Below are 15,681 nucleotides of genomic sequence, written 5' to 3'. Positions count from 1 at the left end.
CATGCGCATCGGCTTGGTGGCACCGCCCTGGATCCCCGTACCGCCGCCCGCCTACGGCGGCATAGAATCCATGGTCGACACGCTGGCGCGCGGGTTGGCTGCAGCCGGCCACGAGGTGCTTTTGGCGGCGTCCGCCGACAGCACCTGCCCGGTGGACCTTTTGCCGGGCCTGCCCGTCGGGGACGCGGCCTCGATCGGGGCCTGCGTGGACGAACTCCGGCACAGCATCATCGCCTACGCGGGCATGGCGGACGTGGACATCATCCATGACCACACCCTCGCCGGGGGCCTGTACCGGCACAGGCCCCCCACCATGCCCGTGGCCGTGACGGCCCACGGGCCCTTCGCCGCTGGGCTGGGGGACGTCTACCGGGCGATTGCCCGGGACGCGGCCCTTGTTGCCATTTCCCACCACCAGGCCGGCACCGCCCCGGCGTCGGTGGTCCGGCAGGTCATCCACCATGGCCTCAATACGGCCGCGGTCCGCCTGGGAACCGGCGACGGCGGCTATGCCTGCTTTCTGGGCCGGATGCATCCCAGCAAGGGCTTGCTCCAGGCCATCCAGGCCGCCCTGCTGGCCCAGATGCCGCTCCGCATCGCCGCGAAAATGTACGCCCCCGAGGAGCATGAGTACTTTTCCGCGGTGATCAAGCCGCTTCTGGGCCCGCAGATCGAATACCTTGGCGAGCTGAACACTGCGGACAAGTACGCCCTGCTGGGTGGGGCCGTGGCCCTGCTGAATCCCATCCAATGGCCGGAACCATTCGGCATGGTCATGATCGAGGCCCTCGCCACCGGAACCCCGGTGGTCTCGACGCCCCGCGGTTCGGCACCGGAAATAGTCCAGGACGGCCTCACCGGCTACCTGCGCGGCGGCCTGCACGGACTGGCGGAAGCGTTGTTGGCGGCCGCTGCCTTGGACCGGGGAGCGTGCCGGCGGGCGGCGGAAGCGCAGTTCAGCGCCGAGCGGATGGTTGCCGAGCACGTGGGATTCTACGAAGAACTCCTTGGTGGCGGCCACGGTGGCACCAAAGATGGGTCCCGCGCCACCGCCCGCCAGGGGAGCCGGGAAGTGGGGGAGGCCGAGTTCTCAGGCGTCTAGCACCTGAGGCTCCGAACGGAAGCAGCGGGACGGTGGGGGATCCGCCGGCGACCGTTCAGGAGCGGGCCGCCAGGACGGCCGAAACGGGTGCTTATAACATACCGCGGGTCCCATTTGGGGATATGATGGCAATGATGGGGTATTCCCTCATCCAGTAGAAAGCTGTCTGTCATGTCCCCACTGCTTACCATTGTTGCCATCGTGGCCGTTGTGCTGCTGCTCACCGGCGGTTTCTTCCAGTCCCTGCAGTTCCTGCTCTGGGTTGGCATTGTGCTCGCGGTCATCGCCGTGATCATGTTCATCACGCGCTCGATGTCGGGCCACAGGAACGCCTAGCCTGGCCCTTCCCCCACATCGGCGCCTAGCGCACGCCCGAAGGCCGCACGGGATTCCTGTGCGGTTCTTGGCGCATTCCAACGGGCAGCATGCGCGAGCCATGGTGCAGTGCCCGTCCCACTAGGTGCGTGTGCCAGTAGTGGTTTGAGGTGCGGCGTCGTGTTGTGACGGAATTCGTCAGTTCCAAGCCGGGTCCGTACCGGTTTGGGGGCGGTCGGGCCGGTGGAGCCGGTTCGGCGCCTTCTGCCGGTCCTGGCGGTATGTGGCGGCGCCCTTGCCGGGGCCGTGGTGGCCGCTTTGCTGGGTCCTTCCCCTCTCAGATGGCCTGGTTGGTGCGGTAGGTGTGGAGTTTGAGCAGGTTGTGGCAGCCGGCGAGCAGTTCCCACTCCCGGGCGGCTTTTTCCATCCCGCGCAGCAGTAGGTGCTTGCCCTGGCGGGTCTTGATCTGCCCGAAGACCGGCTCGATGATGGCCTTGCGCCGGGCGTAAATCTTCTTGCCCTTCTTGGTTTTCAGCTTCCGGGCCATGCGTTCGGCCGGGGTGGCGTTGGCCGGGATCCGGCCCCGCGGTGATTCGGGCACCGGGGAGGCGTGTTTCATGCGGCGGGTGGAGATGAAGAACTCCGTCGCATGCTGCGCTTGAACGTCTTTGACGTGTTCGAGGTTGGCGGCCGAGCAGTACCCGGCATCGGCGCTCCAGTTCTTGGGCATGGCCCCGGCGGTGTCCATGGTGCGCTTGATCATGGGCTCGAGTTGCTGGACGTCGACGGCAACATTGTTCAGCTCGGTGGCGACGATGACCTGGTGGTCGGAATCCACGACAGCCTGTCCGGTGTAGCTGTAATGGTAGGAACCGTCCGCGGTCTTCATGATCCGCGCGTCCGGGTCGGTGAAGTTCCGTTGCGCGGTGGGTTTCGGCTCCGCCTCCGCGGCGGCCCTGTCCCCGGCGGCGGTGATGTCATCATCGTCATCGCCGCGTTTGCGGGCCTTTTCCTCAGCCAGCTGGCGGGCCTTGTCGGCTGCTTCCTTTTTGATCGAGGCCCGGGCGAGGGCCATCGCCGCAGCCCGCCGCTGCCGGTTTGCGAGCTCCGCGGGAAGTTCGTCCCCGCGCTTACCCGGCCCGAAGCGGGCATCCTCGTTCGCGTCGACAGTCTTCGCCTCTTCCATCAGGGCGCTGATTTCCTCCGCCAGGACCTTTTGCTTGCCGGTGAGCCGGGCGTAGGACATGGCCTTGTGCCGGGACGCGTTCGACCGCACCTTCGTCCCGTCCAGTGCGACCTTGCCCAGGGAGACCATGCCAGCGGCCTGGCACAGCTCCAACGCCTGGAGGAACACGTTCGCCAGGGCGGCCAAGTGCCGTTCGCGGAAGCGGGCGATCGAGCGGAAGTCCGGTCCCTGCTGGGCTGCCAGCCACCGGAACGCGACAACGTCCGTGCAAGCCCGCTCGACCTCACGCGAGGAGCGCACCCCGACGCAGTACCCGTAGAGCACGATCCGCAACATCAGGCGAGGATCATAGGGCGGCTGGCCCTTGGCCTTGGCATGGGCGGCATAGAAACGAGTCAGGTCCAGTTCATGGTCGACGAGTTCGGCAATGAACCGGGCCAAATGACCCTCCGACAGCCACTCGTCCAGGGACGGCGGGACCAGCATCACCGCATCCGGTTCAAAGGGCTTGAACCGCTTATTCACCCCGCCCCGGGTATCCACCACATCATCAACGACCAGCTCGACGCGCTCCACAAGCGCCTCGTCGAACAAGCCCTCCTCCGGCTGCAGCTCAGGGACAGAAGGATCGGGGGAAGAAGCAGCATCCATACCCCCAATCCTCCCAGCGCCACCACCGCCAGCCCGGTAAATCTCCCGGCGATTTAAAAACTATCCAAAACCACTACTGGCACACGCACCTAGGCACATTTGCACATCGGGTCGATGGACCCACCGCAGCGGGAGCCATCAGCCGCGGCGGGGCAGCTCCTCCATGGCAGGGCCTACTGCAGCTTTTGGACAAGGACTCCGTCAGTGTCAGTCCCGGTCGATCCGAACCTTTGACGATGCGGCTTCGCCTTCCGACGCGACCGGAATCCGGATCTCCAGGACACCGTCCTTGTAGGAGGCCTTGATTTCGTTTTCCCGGATGCCGTGCGGCAGGGGAATGCTCCGGGACAGGGAGCCATAGCGGAACTCGGAGCGGTAACCGCTCGTCCCCTTGCGTTCCGTATCCTCGCGCCGTTCGGCCTTGATGGTCAGGATGCCGTTGCTGATTGACACATCGGCGTCCCGGTCCGGATCAATGCCCGGCAGCTCGACCCTGACAACCGCCGTCTGGCCGTCCTTGTATTCCTCCACCCGGAGCCGTGGCGATTCCCAGCCACCCTCAAAGAGCCGCCGCAGGGACTCCGGCAGTTCAAAGTGGTTCATCCCTCCGAACCCATCCATGATCAGTTCTCCGCTCGTCAGGTTCGACCACCGGTGGCACGCAGTGCGAGCCTGTCGCAACCACGGCCGGTCGAACACGAATCCCCAGACGCTAAAACACTACTCCGCGATACCACCGTCCGGAAGGAGACGGGGGCGACATCCCTTGGCTCACCCAACCGCTGCCACATCGGTCCACCCTAGCATTGTTGGCCATGCCACCTTGGGTGTGGAGGAGCACAGTGGCGGCTAGCCTAAAGCCATGGAGATACTTCGCTACACCGCATTCAGCTCAGATCCGGCCGGCGGAAACCCCGCCGGTGTGGTGCTCCCCGCCGATGGACTGCACGACGCCCGGATGCAGGAGATTGCTGCCGAGCTGGGCTATTCCGAGACGGCTTTCCTTAGTGCCCTGGCGCCGGGCCGCGCACAACTGCGCTTCTTTGCCCCCGCGGCCGAGGTGCCGTTCTGCGGGCATGCCACCATTGCGACGGGCGTGGCGCTGGCTCAACGGCAAGGGGTGGGTGCCTACATTTTCAGCACGCCGGTGGGCGAGATCGCCGTGGACACCGAGGCGGCAGGCGCCGGTTTCACGGCCACCCTGACCTCCGTCCAGCCGCAGGTCCGCGGCGTCGACGCGCCTGTGCGGACGGCTCTGCTGGCGGCCCTGAACCTGCAGGAATCGGACCTGGACCCGCTGCTGCCGCTGCTGCAGGCCTTTGCGGGCAACTGGCACCCCATCGTGCCGGTGGCCGCTGCCGGCATTCTGGCCAACCTGGACTACAACTACGAGGCCCTCGCGGAGCTGATGGCCGGGCAGGGGTGGCAGGCCACGGTGGACGTGGTTTTCCGCACTGGAGCATCCAGCTTCGAGGTCCGGAACCCGTTCCCGCCCGGCGGCGTGCGCGAGGATCCGGCCACCGGTTCCGCCGCGGCGTCGCTGGGCGCCTACCTGCGGCATTTGGAGGCCGTCGAGGTGCCAGGCCGCGTGGTGGTGCACCAGGGGCAGTACGTGGGGCGTCCGTCGGAGATTTTGGTGGACATCCCGTCCGAGGGCGGCATCCGCGTCACGGGCGCGGCCGTTGAAATCGGGCTGGCGGCGACAGACGCAACCGGGACGGGCACGGCCGGGACAGGCACGGCCGGGACGGGCACGGCCGGGACGGGCACGGCCGGGACGGGCACGGCCGGGACGGGCACGGCCGGGACGGGCACGGCCGGGACGGGCACCATGGAGGCCGGCGCATGAGCCCGGCCCGGACCAGTGCCGGAGCCGCCGGCGCTCCGGCCCCCGGCGCTCTGTTTCCCGACCGGGCGGCCATCGAGGCGGCCGCCGCGCTGATCGGTGGCCGCGTGCGCCGCACACCCGTCGTCGACGTCGAATACGCCCCGGGCCGGACCGTCACGCTGAAGCTGGAACAACTCCAGCACACGGGTTCCTTCAAGCCGCGTGGGGCCTTTAACTCGGTGCTGTCCGCGTCCGAGCGTCCGGAACTGCTTATCGCGGCCTCCGGCGGCAACCACGGCCTGGCCGTGGCCCACGTGGGGGCGGCCCTGGGCATCCCGACGGAGATCTTTGTGCCTGAAACTGCGCCACAGGTCAAGGTCAACGGCATCCGCAGCCGCGGGGCGACCGTCACTCTGGTGGGTTCAAGTTTTGCCGAGGCGCACCAGGCCAGTGTGGCCCGCGCCGCCGAGACCGGGGGATTCCAGATCCACGCCTACGACGGCCTGGCCACGCTGACCGGACAGGGCACCCTGGGGCGCGAGATCGAGTCCCAGGTGCCGGATGCGGACACCATCGTGGTGGCAGTGGGCGGCGGCGGGCTCATGGGCGGCATCGCCTCCTGGTGGGCCGGGCGCGCCGGCATCATCGCCGTCGAACCCGTGGGCTGCCCCACGCTGCACTCCGCGCTGGCGGCGGGGGAGCCCGTGGATGTGGAGGTTTCGGGCATTGCCGCGGATTCCCTTGGCGCTCGGCGGATTGGCAACGGCGGATTCGCCGCGGCCGTCAATGCCCGGGCAACCTCGGTGCTGGTGGCGCCGGAGGACATTGTGGCGGCGCGCCAGTTCCTCTGGCGCGAGCTGCGCATTGTGGCGGAACCCGGCGGGGCCGCGGCCCTGGCGGCCGTGCTCAGCGGCGCGTACGTGCCCGCACCCGACTCGCGAACCGTCGTCGTCGTGTGCGGCGCCAACACGGATCCCTCGGACCTGGGCCTTTAGCCGCGGGGGCTCTGAACACCGGGCGTTAAACGCCGTGTGGCCCGGACAGCTGTCCGGGCCACACGCAATTCTCCGGGCCGCGCCTACCGGATGGCGGGCTTGCTCAACGCCGCGATGCCCTTTTCGATCTCGCGCAGGGCACGCGCCTTGGCCTGGGTGGAGACAGTGACCGTGACGCCCTTGGACGGGAGTGCCACCTCGTAGCCGCGCTCGTGGTCCGCGCCGTTGGTGTCATCCGGCTTCGGCTTCGTCTTCAGATGGTTTGCCATCATCGCCACCTCCTTCACTCCCAGTTTCCCCGTTTGGCTCTTCGGTGTCCAGCACAGCATCCCGCGCCGCGACCAATACCTGCAGGAGCAGATCCCTGTCATCGGGCATGCAGAGGTCACTCTCGGCCAGATGCACCAAAATGGCCGCCCCGATGACCTGGCGCTCGTTGTCATCGGCATCCATGGACGCATCGATGGCCCATTGGGCCCGCTTCCACCACTGGTCCCGCCTGTCCGCCGTCCGGCGCTGGGAATAGGTGGCCCAGCCGAGGGAGCCGGCAACCAGTGCGGCCACGGACGCGGCGGCCGGTGCCAGCGCCTGGATCCACTGGACCCATTCGGGAAGTATGTTCACCCGGCCACAGTAGCCGAAGCCACCGACATCGCGGCCGGGAGTGCGGCACCGGCCCAGCCCTCGGGAGGGCACAAAAAAGCCCTCCGGACATCTTTCAATGTCCGAAGGGCTTCATTTGTGCGCGGAGGGGGACTTGAACCACCTCCAACGCCTATTTCTCGTCGGCTGACGAGTGCTAGGTGTTGAGTTTACAGGGGACTGTGTGCGACTCAAGGTTCTCATTAGGCCCTGGCCGTTGACAGTGTCAACGACTTTGGCCCCCGTTTTCCCATGGCATCTGCCCCCGTTTCCCATCATGGGCCTGATGCGTCAGTCCGGTAGCGGCCGGCCTTTCCATTCCTGCGCCGTCACGCGCCGGATCTGCTTGGCTTCTTCCCACAGTGCCCTGAGTTCACCGCCGCCGTCAGCCCATTCGTAGAGGCCGTGCGTGGGCGTGTATGCGACGACCCGGCCGTAGGTGGCCCGGACTTTGGCGAGGATCCTGGCATCACCGGAGAGGACGGTAACGGGCGTGCTGGGCGGGTTCTCTATGAGGTGCTCGATCTTGGCGCGGTGCCAGAAAACGGGCATCGGTTCTTCCATTCCACCATGATGCGGTCGGCCGCCGACACTATGGCGTGTAGCGGTGGTTGTCTGCCCAGTGCGGTGCCGAGGCGTCGAGGCTGGCGACTTGGGCGGAGCCGAGTTTGCTGCGGCGGTGCTGCTGCCGCTGGGCGTGCAGCCATACGCCCAGGATGCGCTCGTGCTCGGACGTGTACCCGCGCCACCTCGGCCAGCGCCCAGACGCGTGGATGAACGCGGCGAGTTCTGCCAGGCGCTGCTGCCAGCGCCGGGCGTCCGCTGCGGACCGTGCGGACAAGCGCCAATTCCCCACCGCGTCCAGGGCGGCGATCTTCTCTCGGGTCAGGGATCCTTTGGCGAGCCCGGCGCGCTGGTCGATGAGCCACATGGCCAGGGAGTCTTCGAAGTCCCCGGCGTCGGTGCGTCGCGGCTGTCGGCCGTGCGCGGATATGAAGGCGAAAAGCTGGGCCCGGCGGGCCCGCCATACCGGCGTCGGTCGCGGCGGCCGCGGCGGGCCAAGTTTGAGGTTCCCAAGGTGTTCGGTCCGCAGTGTGGGGTCATTGGCGCATTGGTTCCTGAGGTGAAGGGCAACCGTTGCCCGTGCAGCATGGCAGAGGGCAGCAATCCGTGCCACGGGCACGCCGGCCCGGTACATGAGTTCCCACTCCGGGTGTACCCCGATCGGCCCGGGTATCGGCCCCCATTTCATCTGCACGGCACCAGCATAGGGCCCGGCCTAAGCTTGGTGCGTGAAGATCATGGGAACTATCAGGAATGTAGAGGCTGACGAGGCAGGGATATCGCGGCCGAGGGTGGCGGCTATGAGGGCGCGCCGGAAGCGCTGAGAGCCCAAGTGCCCGAGGGGTGGCGGCTACTGTTCATTCGCCAGGAGAGGTGAAGCAAGACCTCACCACCGGGAGGGGGCGGGGTCTTATGGTGCAGGTGCAGATTGGTCGCCTCCGGCCTTGCGCCTGACCCGTTATTGGCACAAGCTGTACCAATGATAGATACTTTTCGTGAGCACTTGGACGCCATCACGCACGGCCACAGCAATCGCGCGGTCGCCCAGGCCGCCGACATCGCGCCGAACACGCTCAACCGGCAACTGTCCGGTGAGAGCGACCTGAAGGTGCAGACCGTTGTCGACATCTGCCGGGCCTACCGGGCCCCGATCCTGCCGGCGCTCGTCGCCGCCGGGTTCATCACCACCGCCGAGCTGGCCACAGAAATCGGTCCCGGCGCGCTGCGGGACGCAACCGACAACCAGCTGACCCAGGAAGTCCTCCGGCGCCTCAAAGATGCCAAGACCCCATGACGGGCTGGCGCATGTCCTCACCCAACCTGCCCGACAAAGGGTGGGAGGACATTTCCGTCGAGCTCGACGGCGAAGTCGTCACCTCCATCCCGGGCAGTGAGGTGGACAGGCTCATCATGGTGGCCAACAGTGAGGAAATGTGGTCCCGTCGCGTAGTGGCCGGGTGGGACATGGAACGGTGGCTGCTGCCCGTCGATGACCTGACCCGTGCCAAGCGCTACCCGGAGGCGCTGGACATCATGGCAGACCTCCGGGCCGCCGCTGCCAGCCTCACCCAGTACGACACCCGGGAGCCGGACCCCTACTGGTTTGAACGCACGGCCGTCGTCCACCGGCGGATCAGGAATTATGCCGCGGAGGTTGCCGTGCTGGAGGTTTGGCTGGCCCACTGGCCGCCCGACAGGTTTCGGCCCAACCAGGCACGCCAAAGGATCGCCACCCGGCTTGCCAGGGCCAAAGAGCTGCACAGCCTGCAGTAGCCGCGCCGGTCAGACCCGCCGGGGCTATTCGAGGATGACGCCGGCGGAGTCGGACCTGTTCCAGGTGGGAATGTTCGCCTCTTTCAGGTCCCATGTGACACCGGCGGTGTCTTCCCATGCGTCCCAGGTCGTGATGACCGGTTTCGCTTCCACCACATGCCCGGCAGGCACGTAGCCGGAATCTTGCACACGGCTGGCCAGGGCTGCCAGGTCCCCGTCTGGCACTTCGTAAGCGCGCACGTACAGGATCAGGACATGGGGCCGGGTGCTGGACGGCTCCACCAGGCACTGCCCGCCGTCGGTCAGGAAGGTCTTGGTGATTTCCTGCAGCATGGCCCGGGTGCCGGCGGCGGGCCGGCCAGCGCTCGTGAGGACTTGGAGTTGGGTGCGCAGCTGCGGCAACGGGACTTGCCGTTGGCGGGGCGGGACGCCGAGCATCATGGCCAGCCAGCGCAGCATCGAATCCGGGGCGGTCTCAGGATCGGTGTAGGCGCCGGCGTACATGCCGTTGGTGATGTCTGCGATTTCCCCGGCGATGCGGCCGGGCCCGTCCATGAACCGGAGCATGGGGTAGCCGCCCAGTTCGGGATTGACGCTTTGGTCGGCTTCCTTGTAGGCGTGGGGGAGGGAATCCCACCATTGGCCGGTCCATGCGTGGGGTTGATAGACCGACCCGCCATCCAGGGCGCCATAGGGGTCGCTGGGGTCGCCGCCGTCGTGAAGCGCTGATGGCCGCTTGGGGCTGCCGGCGTCCAAGGTCGAGGAGATGGTGATCATTGCCCACACTTTCTGTCTTCCCATGAGGGTGCCACGCCCAGCCGCAGGTGGTGGGGACGGCTTGGGCGGTTTGCACGGGCCGACACTAGGAGAAGGCACTGACGAGGCACAAGACATCGAAGCCGAGGCAGCCGACTACGACGGCGGACTGGCCGCCCTCCACGCCCGGGTGCCCGAAGGCTGGCGCCTGCAGCACGTCCGCCAGGAGAGATCACAGAAGGCCCCACTTTTTCGATGGTGGGGCGTTCTATTGGTTACGCCGCGCCGGCGAGGAACGCGGCGAGCGTGTGGTTCGCGTGCCGGTCGTGGTTGTGGCGGGCCCGGTCGTACCGTGCGGTGATGCGGGGGTCGGAGTGGCGGGCGGCGATCTGCACATCCCGCAGCGGCACCCCCGCGTCCAGGCATGCCGTGACATAGGAGTGCCGGAGCCCGTGCGGGGTGATCTTCTGGGTGATGCCAGCCTTCTTGCACAGCCGGGTGATGGCCAGCGCAGCGGCCTTGCGGTTCATGGCCTGCCCGTTGGACTGGCGCAGCAGCAGCGGGCCGCTGGCGCGGTCGCCGGCGGCCGCGTCAAGCATCCGCAGCACCTGGACAGGGATCGGCATCGTGGCCGGCTTCCCGCCCTTGCCCACCATCTTCAACACCCTGTGCCCGCGTTCGATCAGCTGGTAGTCCTCGACCTGCACCGCGCACGCTTCCGAGACGCGCAGCCCCATCATGCCCAGCAAAGCCACCAGTGCCCCGTCCGTGGGGTGGGAGGCGCGGGCGGTCTGGATCAGGGCGCCCAGCTCGGCCCGCTCCAAGCCCAGGGTTTTGGACTCGTCGATGTAGACGCGCGGCACGCGCAGGTGCGCGGCCGGGTCCTTCTCCATATAGCCGTCGATCTCCGCGAACCGGTAGAAGCACTTCACGATGGAGGCGTGGTGGGCCACGGTGACCGGTTGGTTGCCCCGGCCTTCCTCAAGGTAGCGCAGGAACAACTCGAGGTGCGGGCGCTTTGCGTCAAGGACTTCCAGCCCGACGCTGTTGCACCACTGCCACAGGATTCTCAGGCTGACCTGGTAGGACTCGCGCGTCTTGCCGCTGTAGCGTGCCAGGAATCCGGCTGCTACCAGGTCACAGGTGCTGGTCAGGCGGATATTGGGCAGGCCAATGAGGGTATTCTGGTTCACGTCGTCTCCATGATGCTTTAGTCAGCGATGGTGACGGCAAAGGCCCGTTCAGTCTGCCAGGACTGGGCGGGCCGCCGTCGTTTTTGGGGAAGCCCCCACCCTACGCCAAATGAGCCCCACCCTCCAAAGAGGGCGGGGCTCATCCAGGGGCACTTAACCGGATTTATGTAGCTCTGGTCCCCGGGTAGAATTAGGGCAACTACTCACTGGGGGATTTTTTGACTACAACACTGCCTTCGACTGGTCGCGCCCGGAAGCAAAAGCATCACGCTTTTCGGCCGGAAATACAGGCTCTCCGGGCCTTGGCTGTGGCTCTCGTGGTTGTCTACCATTTGGCGCCGCAGAAACTGACCGGTGGGTTCGTAGGCGTGGACGTCTTCTTCGTCATCTCGGGCTACTTGATCAGCGACCACCTAGTCAGAGGTATGTCCGCGACCCCGCGGCTTCGCTTGCGTGATTTCTACGTCCGCAGGGCGAAGCGGCTGCTGCCGGCGTCCCTACTAGTACTTCTCTTTGTTGCAATCCTCACGCTGGCGGTTGTTCCGCAGACGTCATGGGGGTCGGTGGGCGTGCAGCTTGTCAGCAGCGCTTTCTATGTGCAGAACTGGACCTTGGCAGCGAACTCGGTGGACTACCTGGCAGCAGACTCGGGCGCTAGTCCCGTCCAGCACTTCTGGTCCCTCTCAGTAGAAGAGCAGTTCTACGCCGTTTGGCCGCTGCTCATCCTCGGCGTTATCACCATTGCAAAGCACTACGGCTGGTCCGCTCGCAAGGTCCTGATCACAAGCATCGCCACGGTCACCGCCGCATCATTCGCATACTCCGTCTGGGCTACTTGGAGTAGCGCTGCGGACGCATACTTCATCACTCCCACTCGCGTGTGGGAGTTCGGTGTCGGCGCGCTCCTTGCCCTCGCACTCCAGCGCACCAGCGGCGGACCCGCATGGATACGCTCAGCGCTCAGCTGGGCCGGGCTCGCGGGCATCGCGCTGGCAGCCGTGACATACGCCGGCGCGACGCCCTTCCCGGGCTACACCGCGTTGCTTCCCGTTCTCGCTACGGCGGCCGTCATCTGGGGTGGCGCTCCGGGAACGATTTGGGGTCCCTCTGCGATCTTCAAGTTTCGCCCCGTCCAGTTCCTTGGCGACATCTCGTACTCCGTCTACCTATGGCACTGGCCCTTGATAGTGCTCGGACCCATCATCGTGGGCGGAAAGGGGTCTGGGCTGTCAATGACGCTGGCCGCCGGTATCGTCCTGGTCAGCGTCGCGCTGGCCTGGCTCACTAAGATCTTTGTGGAGGATCGTTTCCGGGTCGAGAAGGGAAACCGCTGCAAGGCCCGCCGCTACAATGGACGCATCTTAGTGGGCATCGCTGCAGCTATGGTTTCCGTCGGCATTCTCGGCGGAGTGACCATGTTCATCAGCCAGAACCGTTCAGAAGCTGCCAACATTCAGTTGGACGAGTTTTCGTCCAACCCTCCACAGTGTTTTGGGGCCGATGTTCTGGCCTCCGGTGAAGACTGCGCCTCAGGTGGGATTCTCTACCCGGACCCAGTCATCGCATCCACGGACGTGGCAGGAGCGGGCTGCCAGCAGCGAGCGACCCGCGCCGAAGCCATGACCTGCACGTTCGGCTCCCAATCGCCCGACGCCTACAAGGTCGCCCTAGTCGGAGACTCGCATGCAGGGCAATGGTTGGGCGCTCTTGAGGGGCTCGCCGAGAAGCGCGGGTGGTCCGTTACTACTTATCTCAAGTCAAGTTGCGCCTTTACCGAGGCGACGTCGTTCCAGCGCAGCTGCGCCCCTTGGAACGCTGAAGTCTCAAGGACGATCCTGTCTGGCGACTACGACCTGATCGTTACCTCTTCGGTGTCTACCGCAAAGTACCAGGCCGATTCCGGGGAGACGACCTACCAATCGGCCGTCGACGGCTTACGCGAACGGTGGTCGTCCTCAACGATTCCGATCGTTGCGCTAGCCGACACTCCGCGGCCGTCGTTCGGTGGCGTGTCAGATCCGCCCTCCTGCGTGGATACCAAATCGGACGCTGATTGCAGTTTTCCTCAAAGCAAAGCACTAAAGGATGAACCCCAGAAAGAAGCGGCAGAAGGACTCAACCAAGTCCATTTCCTAGACATGACTAAGTACTTCTGCCGATCCGGAGACTGCCAGTCTGTACTGGGGAACGTGCTGGTCTACAGGGACAGTAACCATATGACAGCCACGTTCTCCAAGTCGCTGGCTAACTACTTAGAGCTCGAAATGCAGTCGGCTGGCGTTAAGCTTTCTTGTCGCTAAGCCGCAATTAGCCCAAGGGAGACGAGAGCGGCGTGGATTGCTTCGGGGGTAACTGCAACTCCCGTTTGCTTGGCAACCGGAGAAGCCCCATAGAAGCCCACCGTGTTGGTGCCGACAACGATGGAGTCCGCGCTCCCTGAACGCAACCTCAAGGTACCGCCGCTGCCCGTCCGGAAGACAGTTGGCAGCGGCCCAGATGGGCCGAAGTACATCACGCCGGCAGAAGACAGCTGGACAAGTTCCGACGAGTTGCCAGACGTATCCAGGCCAACTAGTGGAATATTGTTCGCAAGCGCCGGAGACGCTGCGAACGTTTGCCGAGCGGCCCATGTGTTTGCCGGTGCTGCCCCGCCCAAAGAGTTATTGAGCTTTACGACCGCGTTGTTCAGTGTTCCGAATACTGCCAGCATCGCCGTATCCGACAGTGCCGTGGCGAAGATGTTTCCCATAAAAGCCACGTCAGCGAAGGATCCACCCGTTGCCAGGACAACTCCGTACGTCGGAGACTCAACATAGTTATTCAGGAAGCGGATTCCGTTTGAAGGTGCCGCTGAGGCGGTCGAGCTGATAATCTGCATCGCGCCATAGGACAGGGCGAGGAACTGGTTTCCCTGCACCGTCAAACTCTTTGTCCAGGACGTTGCAGATGGTGTCCGAGGTGCAATAAGGATGCCGTACCTCCCGGCAACTCCGGGAGGCTGCCCGGCGCCCTCGAACAGATTGCCCGTTATCTGTATACCGTCGTTCCAATTCCCCTGAAGATGGATGCCGTGTGCAGTGAAACCGGAGAGCACGTTCCCCTCGATTACCGAGTTGATCAGCGGTGCAGTTACTTTTAGCGCCGGAATAGGAGCAGGGTCGCCACCTGAGACATAGATCAACCTGTTATTGGAGACAATTAGGTGGTCCCCGGCTCGGCCGCTGCCCCACGGATGAGCGCCGTCATCCCCGAACATTAGAGGAATTATATAGCTCTCACTGGACCCGTTCGGCGCGGTAACCACAGTGTTGTCACTGACGGTTGTATAAGCGCCACGAGAGACGATACCGCCGCCACACATAGACACGGCGTTATTGGCGATTAATACGTTTTCAGTGCCCCCATGGGTGGAGATCCCCGCTGACAGGTCAGCTGTTACCGCATTTCCTGTGATGGTAATATCCCTCGACATTGGCTGTGGGCTGTTGGCTGTCACTTCGATACTGTGCCTATTGCGACGGCCCGTGTTTCCGGTGATGGTGACGTTAGAGCATCCACCCAGCATGATCCCATAAGCCATACCTGGCTCATCCGCTCCCTCGGAGTGCGTACCGATAACTGCAACGTCAAGGCAGGTATCAGCGGTAATGCCTTGACGTGCGGCCTTGAATACGCGCATCCCCTCATAGCGTAGACCTCGGACATACTTGCCTTCAACTCCAATCTGAGCCAGCCCTGTTCCGCCCATCCTGATGGTGAGGTCGCGGATTGTAAAGTCCTTGATCATGGTCAGTACGTCTACGCTTAAGTCTCCTAGGGCAGGGTCGTAACTGTCTCGGAGTGGGGTTTCCAGCGTGACAGTTGATCCGCTTACGCTGGCCACTACTGCCATCTCACCTTTCTTGTAGACGTCGCGATCATTGTTGAACGATTCCGTGGCGGACCGCACCACAAGGACGTTCCCGACTGCCAGCACTCCTGCCACGGTGAGGGTTCTTTCCCCTGCTGCTGCCTTGGCTGTCACGGCGGTTGTGGCTACCTGCTTGGTGCCATACGCCCGGATGCCCGTGCCACCTACGGGCAAGGCGGGCTGGACAACAGTCCCCTTAGAGCCGGCAAGAGTAACTCCGCTGCTTGTCACGTTTAGTGTTGATGTTGTCTTGTAGGTTCCAGCCGGGAACCATACCTCACCGCCTCCTAAGGCGGAGACGGAGTTAATGGCTGACTGGATTGCGGCGGTATCATCAGTAATTCCGTTGCCTACAGCGCCTTTCTCCTTGACACTGAGGGATAGGCCATAAGTGGCATTAAGCGCCGCGGCCGTGGCGCTGGCGGGGGTGCCGATGAGACCCGCCGTGATGCCGTCATTCGTGGTGGGCACGGCCTCGGCCGCAGCCTGCGCCGCTTGGGCGCCGGCCCGGGCCTCCTCTGCCAGGGAGATCTTTGGGTCAATCTGTGCGGAAACTTCTGCACCCACCACAGCAGTGACAAGTGCTGCGTCCAGCTGGACCGGTTCCAGGGACTCCCACTTGCTGACGCCGTCCCCGATCTTCAGCTCACGGGTGTCTGTGGCGAATCCGGGTTCGCCCATCTGGAGTACCGGGTCATAGAGCGCCCATTCCGCGACGGTGCCGCGTCTTAGCTGAATTGCCATGATGGTCCTTTCGATCTGTCAA

Annotated in this window: 16 protein-coding genes; 7 read left to right on the top strand and 9 right to left on the bottom strand. The window is 64.8% G+C overall.

Translation table 11 applies throughout. From position 1 onward, the window contains the following. The first annotated feature begins 1 nt into the window (after position 1). Both ACQCSX_RS04600 and ACQCSX_RS04595 read left to right on the top strand, forming a co-directional pair. On the top strand, positions 2-1,102 hold the full coding sequence (locus ACQCSX_RS04600) for a glycosyltransferase (protein ID WP_427017900.1): 1,101 nt from the start codon (positions 2-4) through the stop codon (positions 1,100-1,102). A 171-nt stretch (positions 1,103-1,273) separates the two neighbouring features. Then, positions 1,274-1,438 (top strand): hypothetical protein, encoded by a 165-nt coding sequence (locus ACQCSX_RS04595; RefSeq protein ID WP_427017899.1) that lies wholly within the window; start codon positions 1,274-1,276, stop codon positions 1,436-1,438. Between the two features lie 316 nt (positions 1,439-1,754). On the opposite strand, the gene ACQCSX_RS04590 is transcribed toward ACQCSX_RS04595, so the two are convergent. Next, the gene (locus tag ACQCSX_RS04590; protein ID WP_427018966.1) at positions 1,755-3,128 is read right to left on the bottom strand and encodes an IS1182 family transposase; all 1,374 of its coding nucleotides are present in this window, start codon (positions 3,126-3,128) and stop codon (positions 1,755-1,757) included. Between the two features lie 333 nt (positions 3,129-3,461). Further along, positions 3,462-3,857, bottom strand: coding sequence for an Hsp20/alpha crystallin family protein (locus tag ACQCSX_RS04585; RefSeq protein ID WP_427017898.1), 396 nt, complete (start codon positions 3,855-3,857; stop codon positions 3,462-3,464). 259 nt (positions 3,858-4,116) lie between these two features. On the opposite strand from ACQCSX_RS04585, the gene ACQCSX_RS04580 reads away from it, so the two are divergent. Together ACQCSX_RS04580 and ACQCSX_RS04575 are read left to right on the top strand one after the other, a co-directional pair. Further along, positions 4,117-5,103, top strand: a complete 987-nt coding sequence (locus ACQCSX_RS04580; protein WP_427017897.1) for a PhzF family phenazine biosynthesis protein — start codon at positions 4,117-4,119, stop codon at positions 5,101-5,103. Continuing rightward, positions 5,100-6,077, top strand: coding sequence for a threonine/serine dehydratase (locus ACQCSX_RS04575; protein ID WP_427017896.1), 978 nt, complete (start codon positions 5,100-5,102; stop codon positions 6,075-6,077). Before ACQCSX_RS04580 ends, ACQCSX_RS04575 begins: the two co-directional genes overlap by 4 nt. 83 nt (positions 6,078-6,160) lie before the next feature. On the opposite strand, the gene ACQCSX_RS04570 is transcribed toward ACQCSX_RS04575, so the two are convergent. The 4 genes from ACQCSX_RS04570 to ACQCSX_RS04555 all read right to left on the bottom strand — a co-directional run bounded on the left by ACQCSX_RS04570 (position 6,161) and on the right by ACQCSX_RS04555 (position 7,650). Then, positions 6,161-6,349 carry a hypothetical protein gene (locus ACQCSX_RS04570; protein WP_427017895.1) on the bottom strand — a complete coding sequence of 63 codons (189 nt, stop codon included), beginning with the start codon at positions 6,347-6,349 and terminating at the stop codon, positions 6,161-6,163. Continuing rightward, entirely contained in the window at positions 6,309-6,701 is a 393-nt protein-coding gene (locus ACQCSX_RS04565; protein WP_427017894.1) for a hypothetical protein, read from the bottom strand. The genes ACQCSX_RS04570 and ACQCSX_RS04565 overlap by 41 nt, the downstream gene beginning before the upstream one ends. Before the next feature lie 309 nt (positions 6,702-7,010). Then, entirely contained in the window at positions 7,011-7,283 is a 273-nt protein-coding gene (locus ACQCSX_RS04560) for a hypothetical protein (protein WP_427017893.1), read from the bottom strand. Positions 7,284-7,311: 28 nt separating this feature from the next. Further along, positions 7,312-7,650, bottom strand: coding sequence for a helicase associated domain-containing protein (locus ACQCSX_RS04555; protein ID WP_427017892.1), 339 nt, complete (start codon positions 7,648-7,650; stop codon positions 7,312-7,314). A 636-nt stretch (positions 7,651-8,286) separates the two neighbouring features. Between ACQCSX_RS04555 and ACQCSX_RS04550 the strand changes: the two genes are divergently transcribed. After that, the gene (locus ACQCSX_RS04550; protein WP_427017891.1) at positions 8,287-8,577 is read left to right on the top strand and encodes a hypothetical protein; all 291 of its coding nucleotides are present in this window, start codon (positions 8,287-8,289) and stop codon (positions 8,575-8,577) included. An 11-nt stretch (positions 8,578-8,588) separates the two neighbouring features. Continuing rightward, positions 8,589-9,056: a hypothetical protein gene (locus ACQCSX_RS04545; protein WP_427017890.1), complete on the top strand. Its 468-nt coding sequence runs from the start codon at positions 8,589-8,591 to the stop codon at positions 9,054-9,056. A gap of 24 nt (positions 9,057-9,080) precedes the next feature. On the opposite strand, the gene ACQCSX_RS04540 is transcribed toward ACQCSX_RS04545, so the two are convergent. Further along, positions 9,081-9,833 carry a hypothetical protein gene (locus tag ACQCSX_RS04540; RefSeq protein WP_427017889.1) on the bottom strand — a complete coding sequence of 251 codons (753 nt, stop codon included), beginning with the start codon at positions 9,831-9,833 and terminating at the stop codon, positions 9,081-9,083. Between the two features lie 254 nt (positions 9,834-10,087). After that, a complete protein-coding gene (locus ACQCSX_RS04535; RefSeq protein WP_427017888.1) occupies positions 10,088-11,005 on the bottom strand; it encodes a tyrosine-type recombinase/integrase in 918 nt (305 codons plus the stop codon). Between the two features lie 218 nt (positions 11,006-11,223). Here ACQCSX_RS04535 and ACQCSX_RS04530 point away from each other — a divergent pair, with 218 nt between their 5' ends. Continuing rightward, positions 11,224-13,305, top strand: a complete 2,082-nt coding sequence (locus ACQCSX_RS04530) for an acyltransferase family protein (RefSeq protein WP_427017887.1) — start codon at positions 11,224-11,226, stop codon at positions 13,303-13,305. Here the strand turns inward: ACQCSX_RS04530 and ACQCSX_RS04525 are convergent. Continuing rightward, the gene (locus tag ACQCSX_RS04525; RefSeq protein WP_427017886.1) at positions 13,302-15,659 is read right to left on the bottom strand and encodes a right-handed parallel beta-helix repeat-containing protein; all 2,358 of its coding nucleotides are present in this window, start codon (positions 15,657-15,659) and stop codon (positions 13,302-13,304) included. The genes ACQCSX_RS04530 and ACQCSX_RS04525 overlap by 4 nt on opposite strands. Positions 15,660-15,681 lie beyond the last annotated feature (22 nt).

Source organism: Pseudarthrobacter sp. P1, assembly GCF_050156935.1.
Classification (GTDB): domain Bacteria; phylum Actinomycetota; class Actinomycetes; order Actinomycetales; family Micrococcaceae; genus Specibacter.
Note: the sequence above shows the minus strand (reverse complement) of the source record. Positions and strands in the feature narration are given on the sequence as shown.

Excerpts from the sequence above, each read along its gene's own strand:
- ACQCSX_RS04545 (WP_427017890.1), top strand. The coding sequence starts at position 8,589 with ATGTCCTCACCCAACCTGCCCGACAAAGGGTGGGAGGACATTTCCGTC.
- ACQCSX_RS04570 (WP_427017895.1), bottom strand. The coding sequence starts at position 6,349 with ATGATGGCAAACCATCTGAAGACGAAGCCGAAGCCGGATGACACCAAC.
- ACQCSX_RS04595 (WP_427017899.1), top strand. The coding sequence starts at position 1,274 with ATGTCCCCACTGCTTACCATTGTTGCCATCGTGGCCGTTGTGCTGCTG.
- ACQCSX_RS04560 (WP_427017893.1), bottom strand. The coding sequence starts at position 7,283 with ATGGAAGAACCGATGCCCGTTTTCTGGCACCGCGCCAAGATCGAGCAC.
- ACQCSX_RS04555 (WP_427017892.1), bottom strand. The coding sequence starts at position 7,650 with ATGTGGCTCATCGACCAGCGCGCCGGGCTCGCCAAAGGATCCCTGACC.
- ACQCSX_RS04585 (WP_427017898.1), bottom strand. The coding sequence starts at position 3,857 with ATGAACCACTTTGAACTGCCGGAGTCCCTGCGGCGGCTCTTTGAGGGT.
- ACQCSX_RS04600 (WP_427017900.1), top strand. The coding sequence starts at position 2 with ATGCGCATCGGCTTGGTGGCACCGCCCTGGATCCCCGTACCGCCGCCC.
- ACQCSX_RS04540 (WP_427017889.1), bottom strand. The coding sequence starts at position 9,833 with ATGATCACCATCTCCTCGACCTTGGACGCCGGCAGCCCCAAGCGGCCA.
- ACQCSX_RS04525 (WP_427017886.1), bottom strand. The coding sequence starts at position 15,659 with ATGGCAATTCAGCTAAGACGCGGCACCGTCGCGGAATGGGCGCTCTAT.
- ACQCSX_RS04580 (WP_427017897.1), top strand. The coding sequence starts at position 4,117 with ATGGAGATACTTCGCTACACCGCATTCAGCTCAGATCCGGCCGGCGGA.
- ACQCSX_RS04575 (WP_427017896.1), top strand. The coding sequence starts at position 5,100 with ATGAGCCCGGCCCGGACCAGTGCCGGAGCCGCCGGCGCTCCGGCCCCC.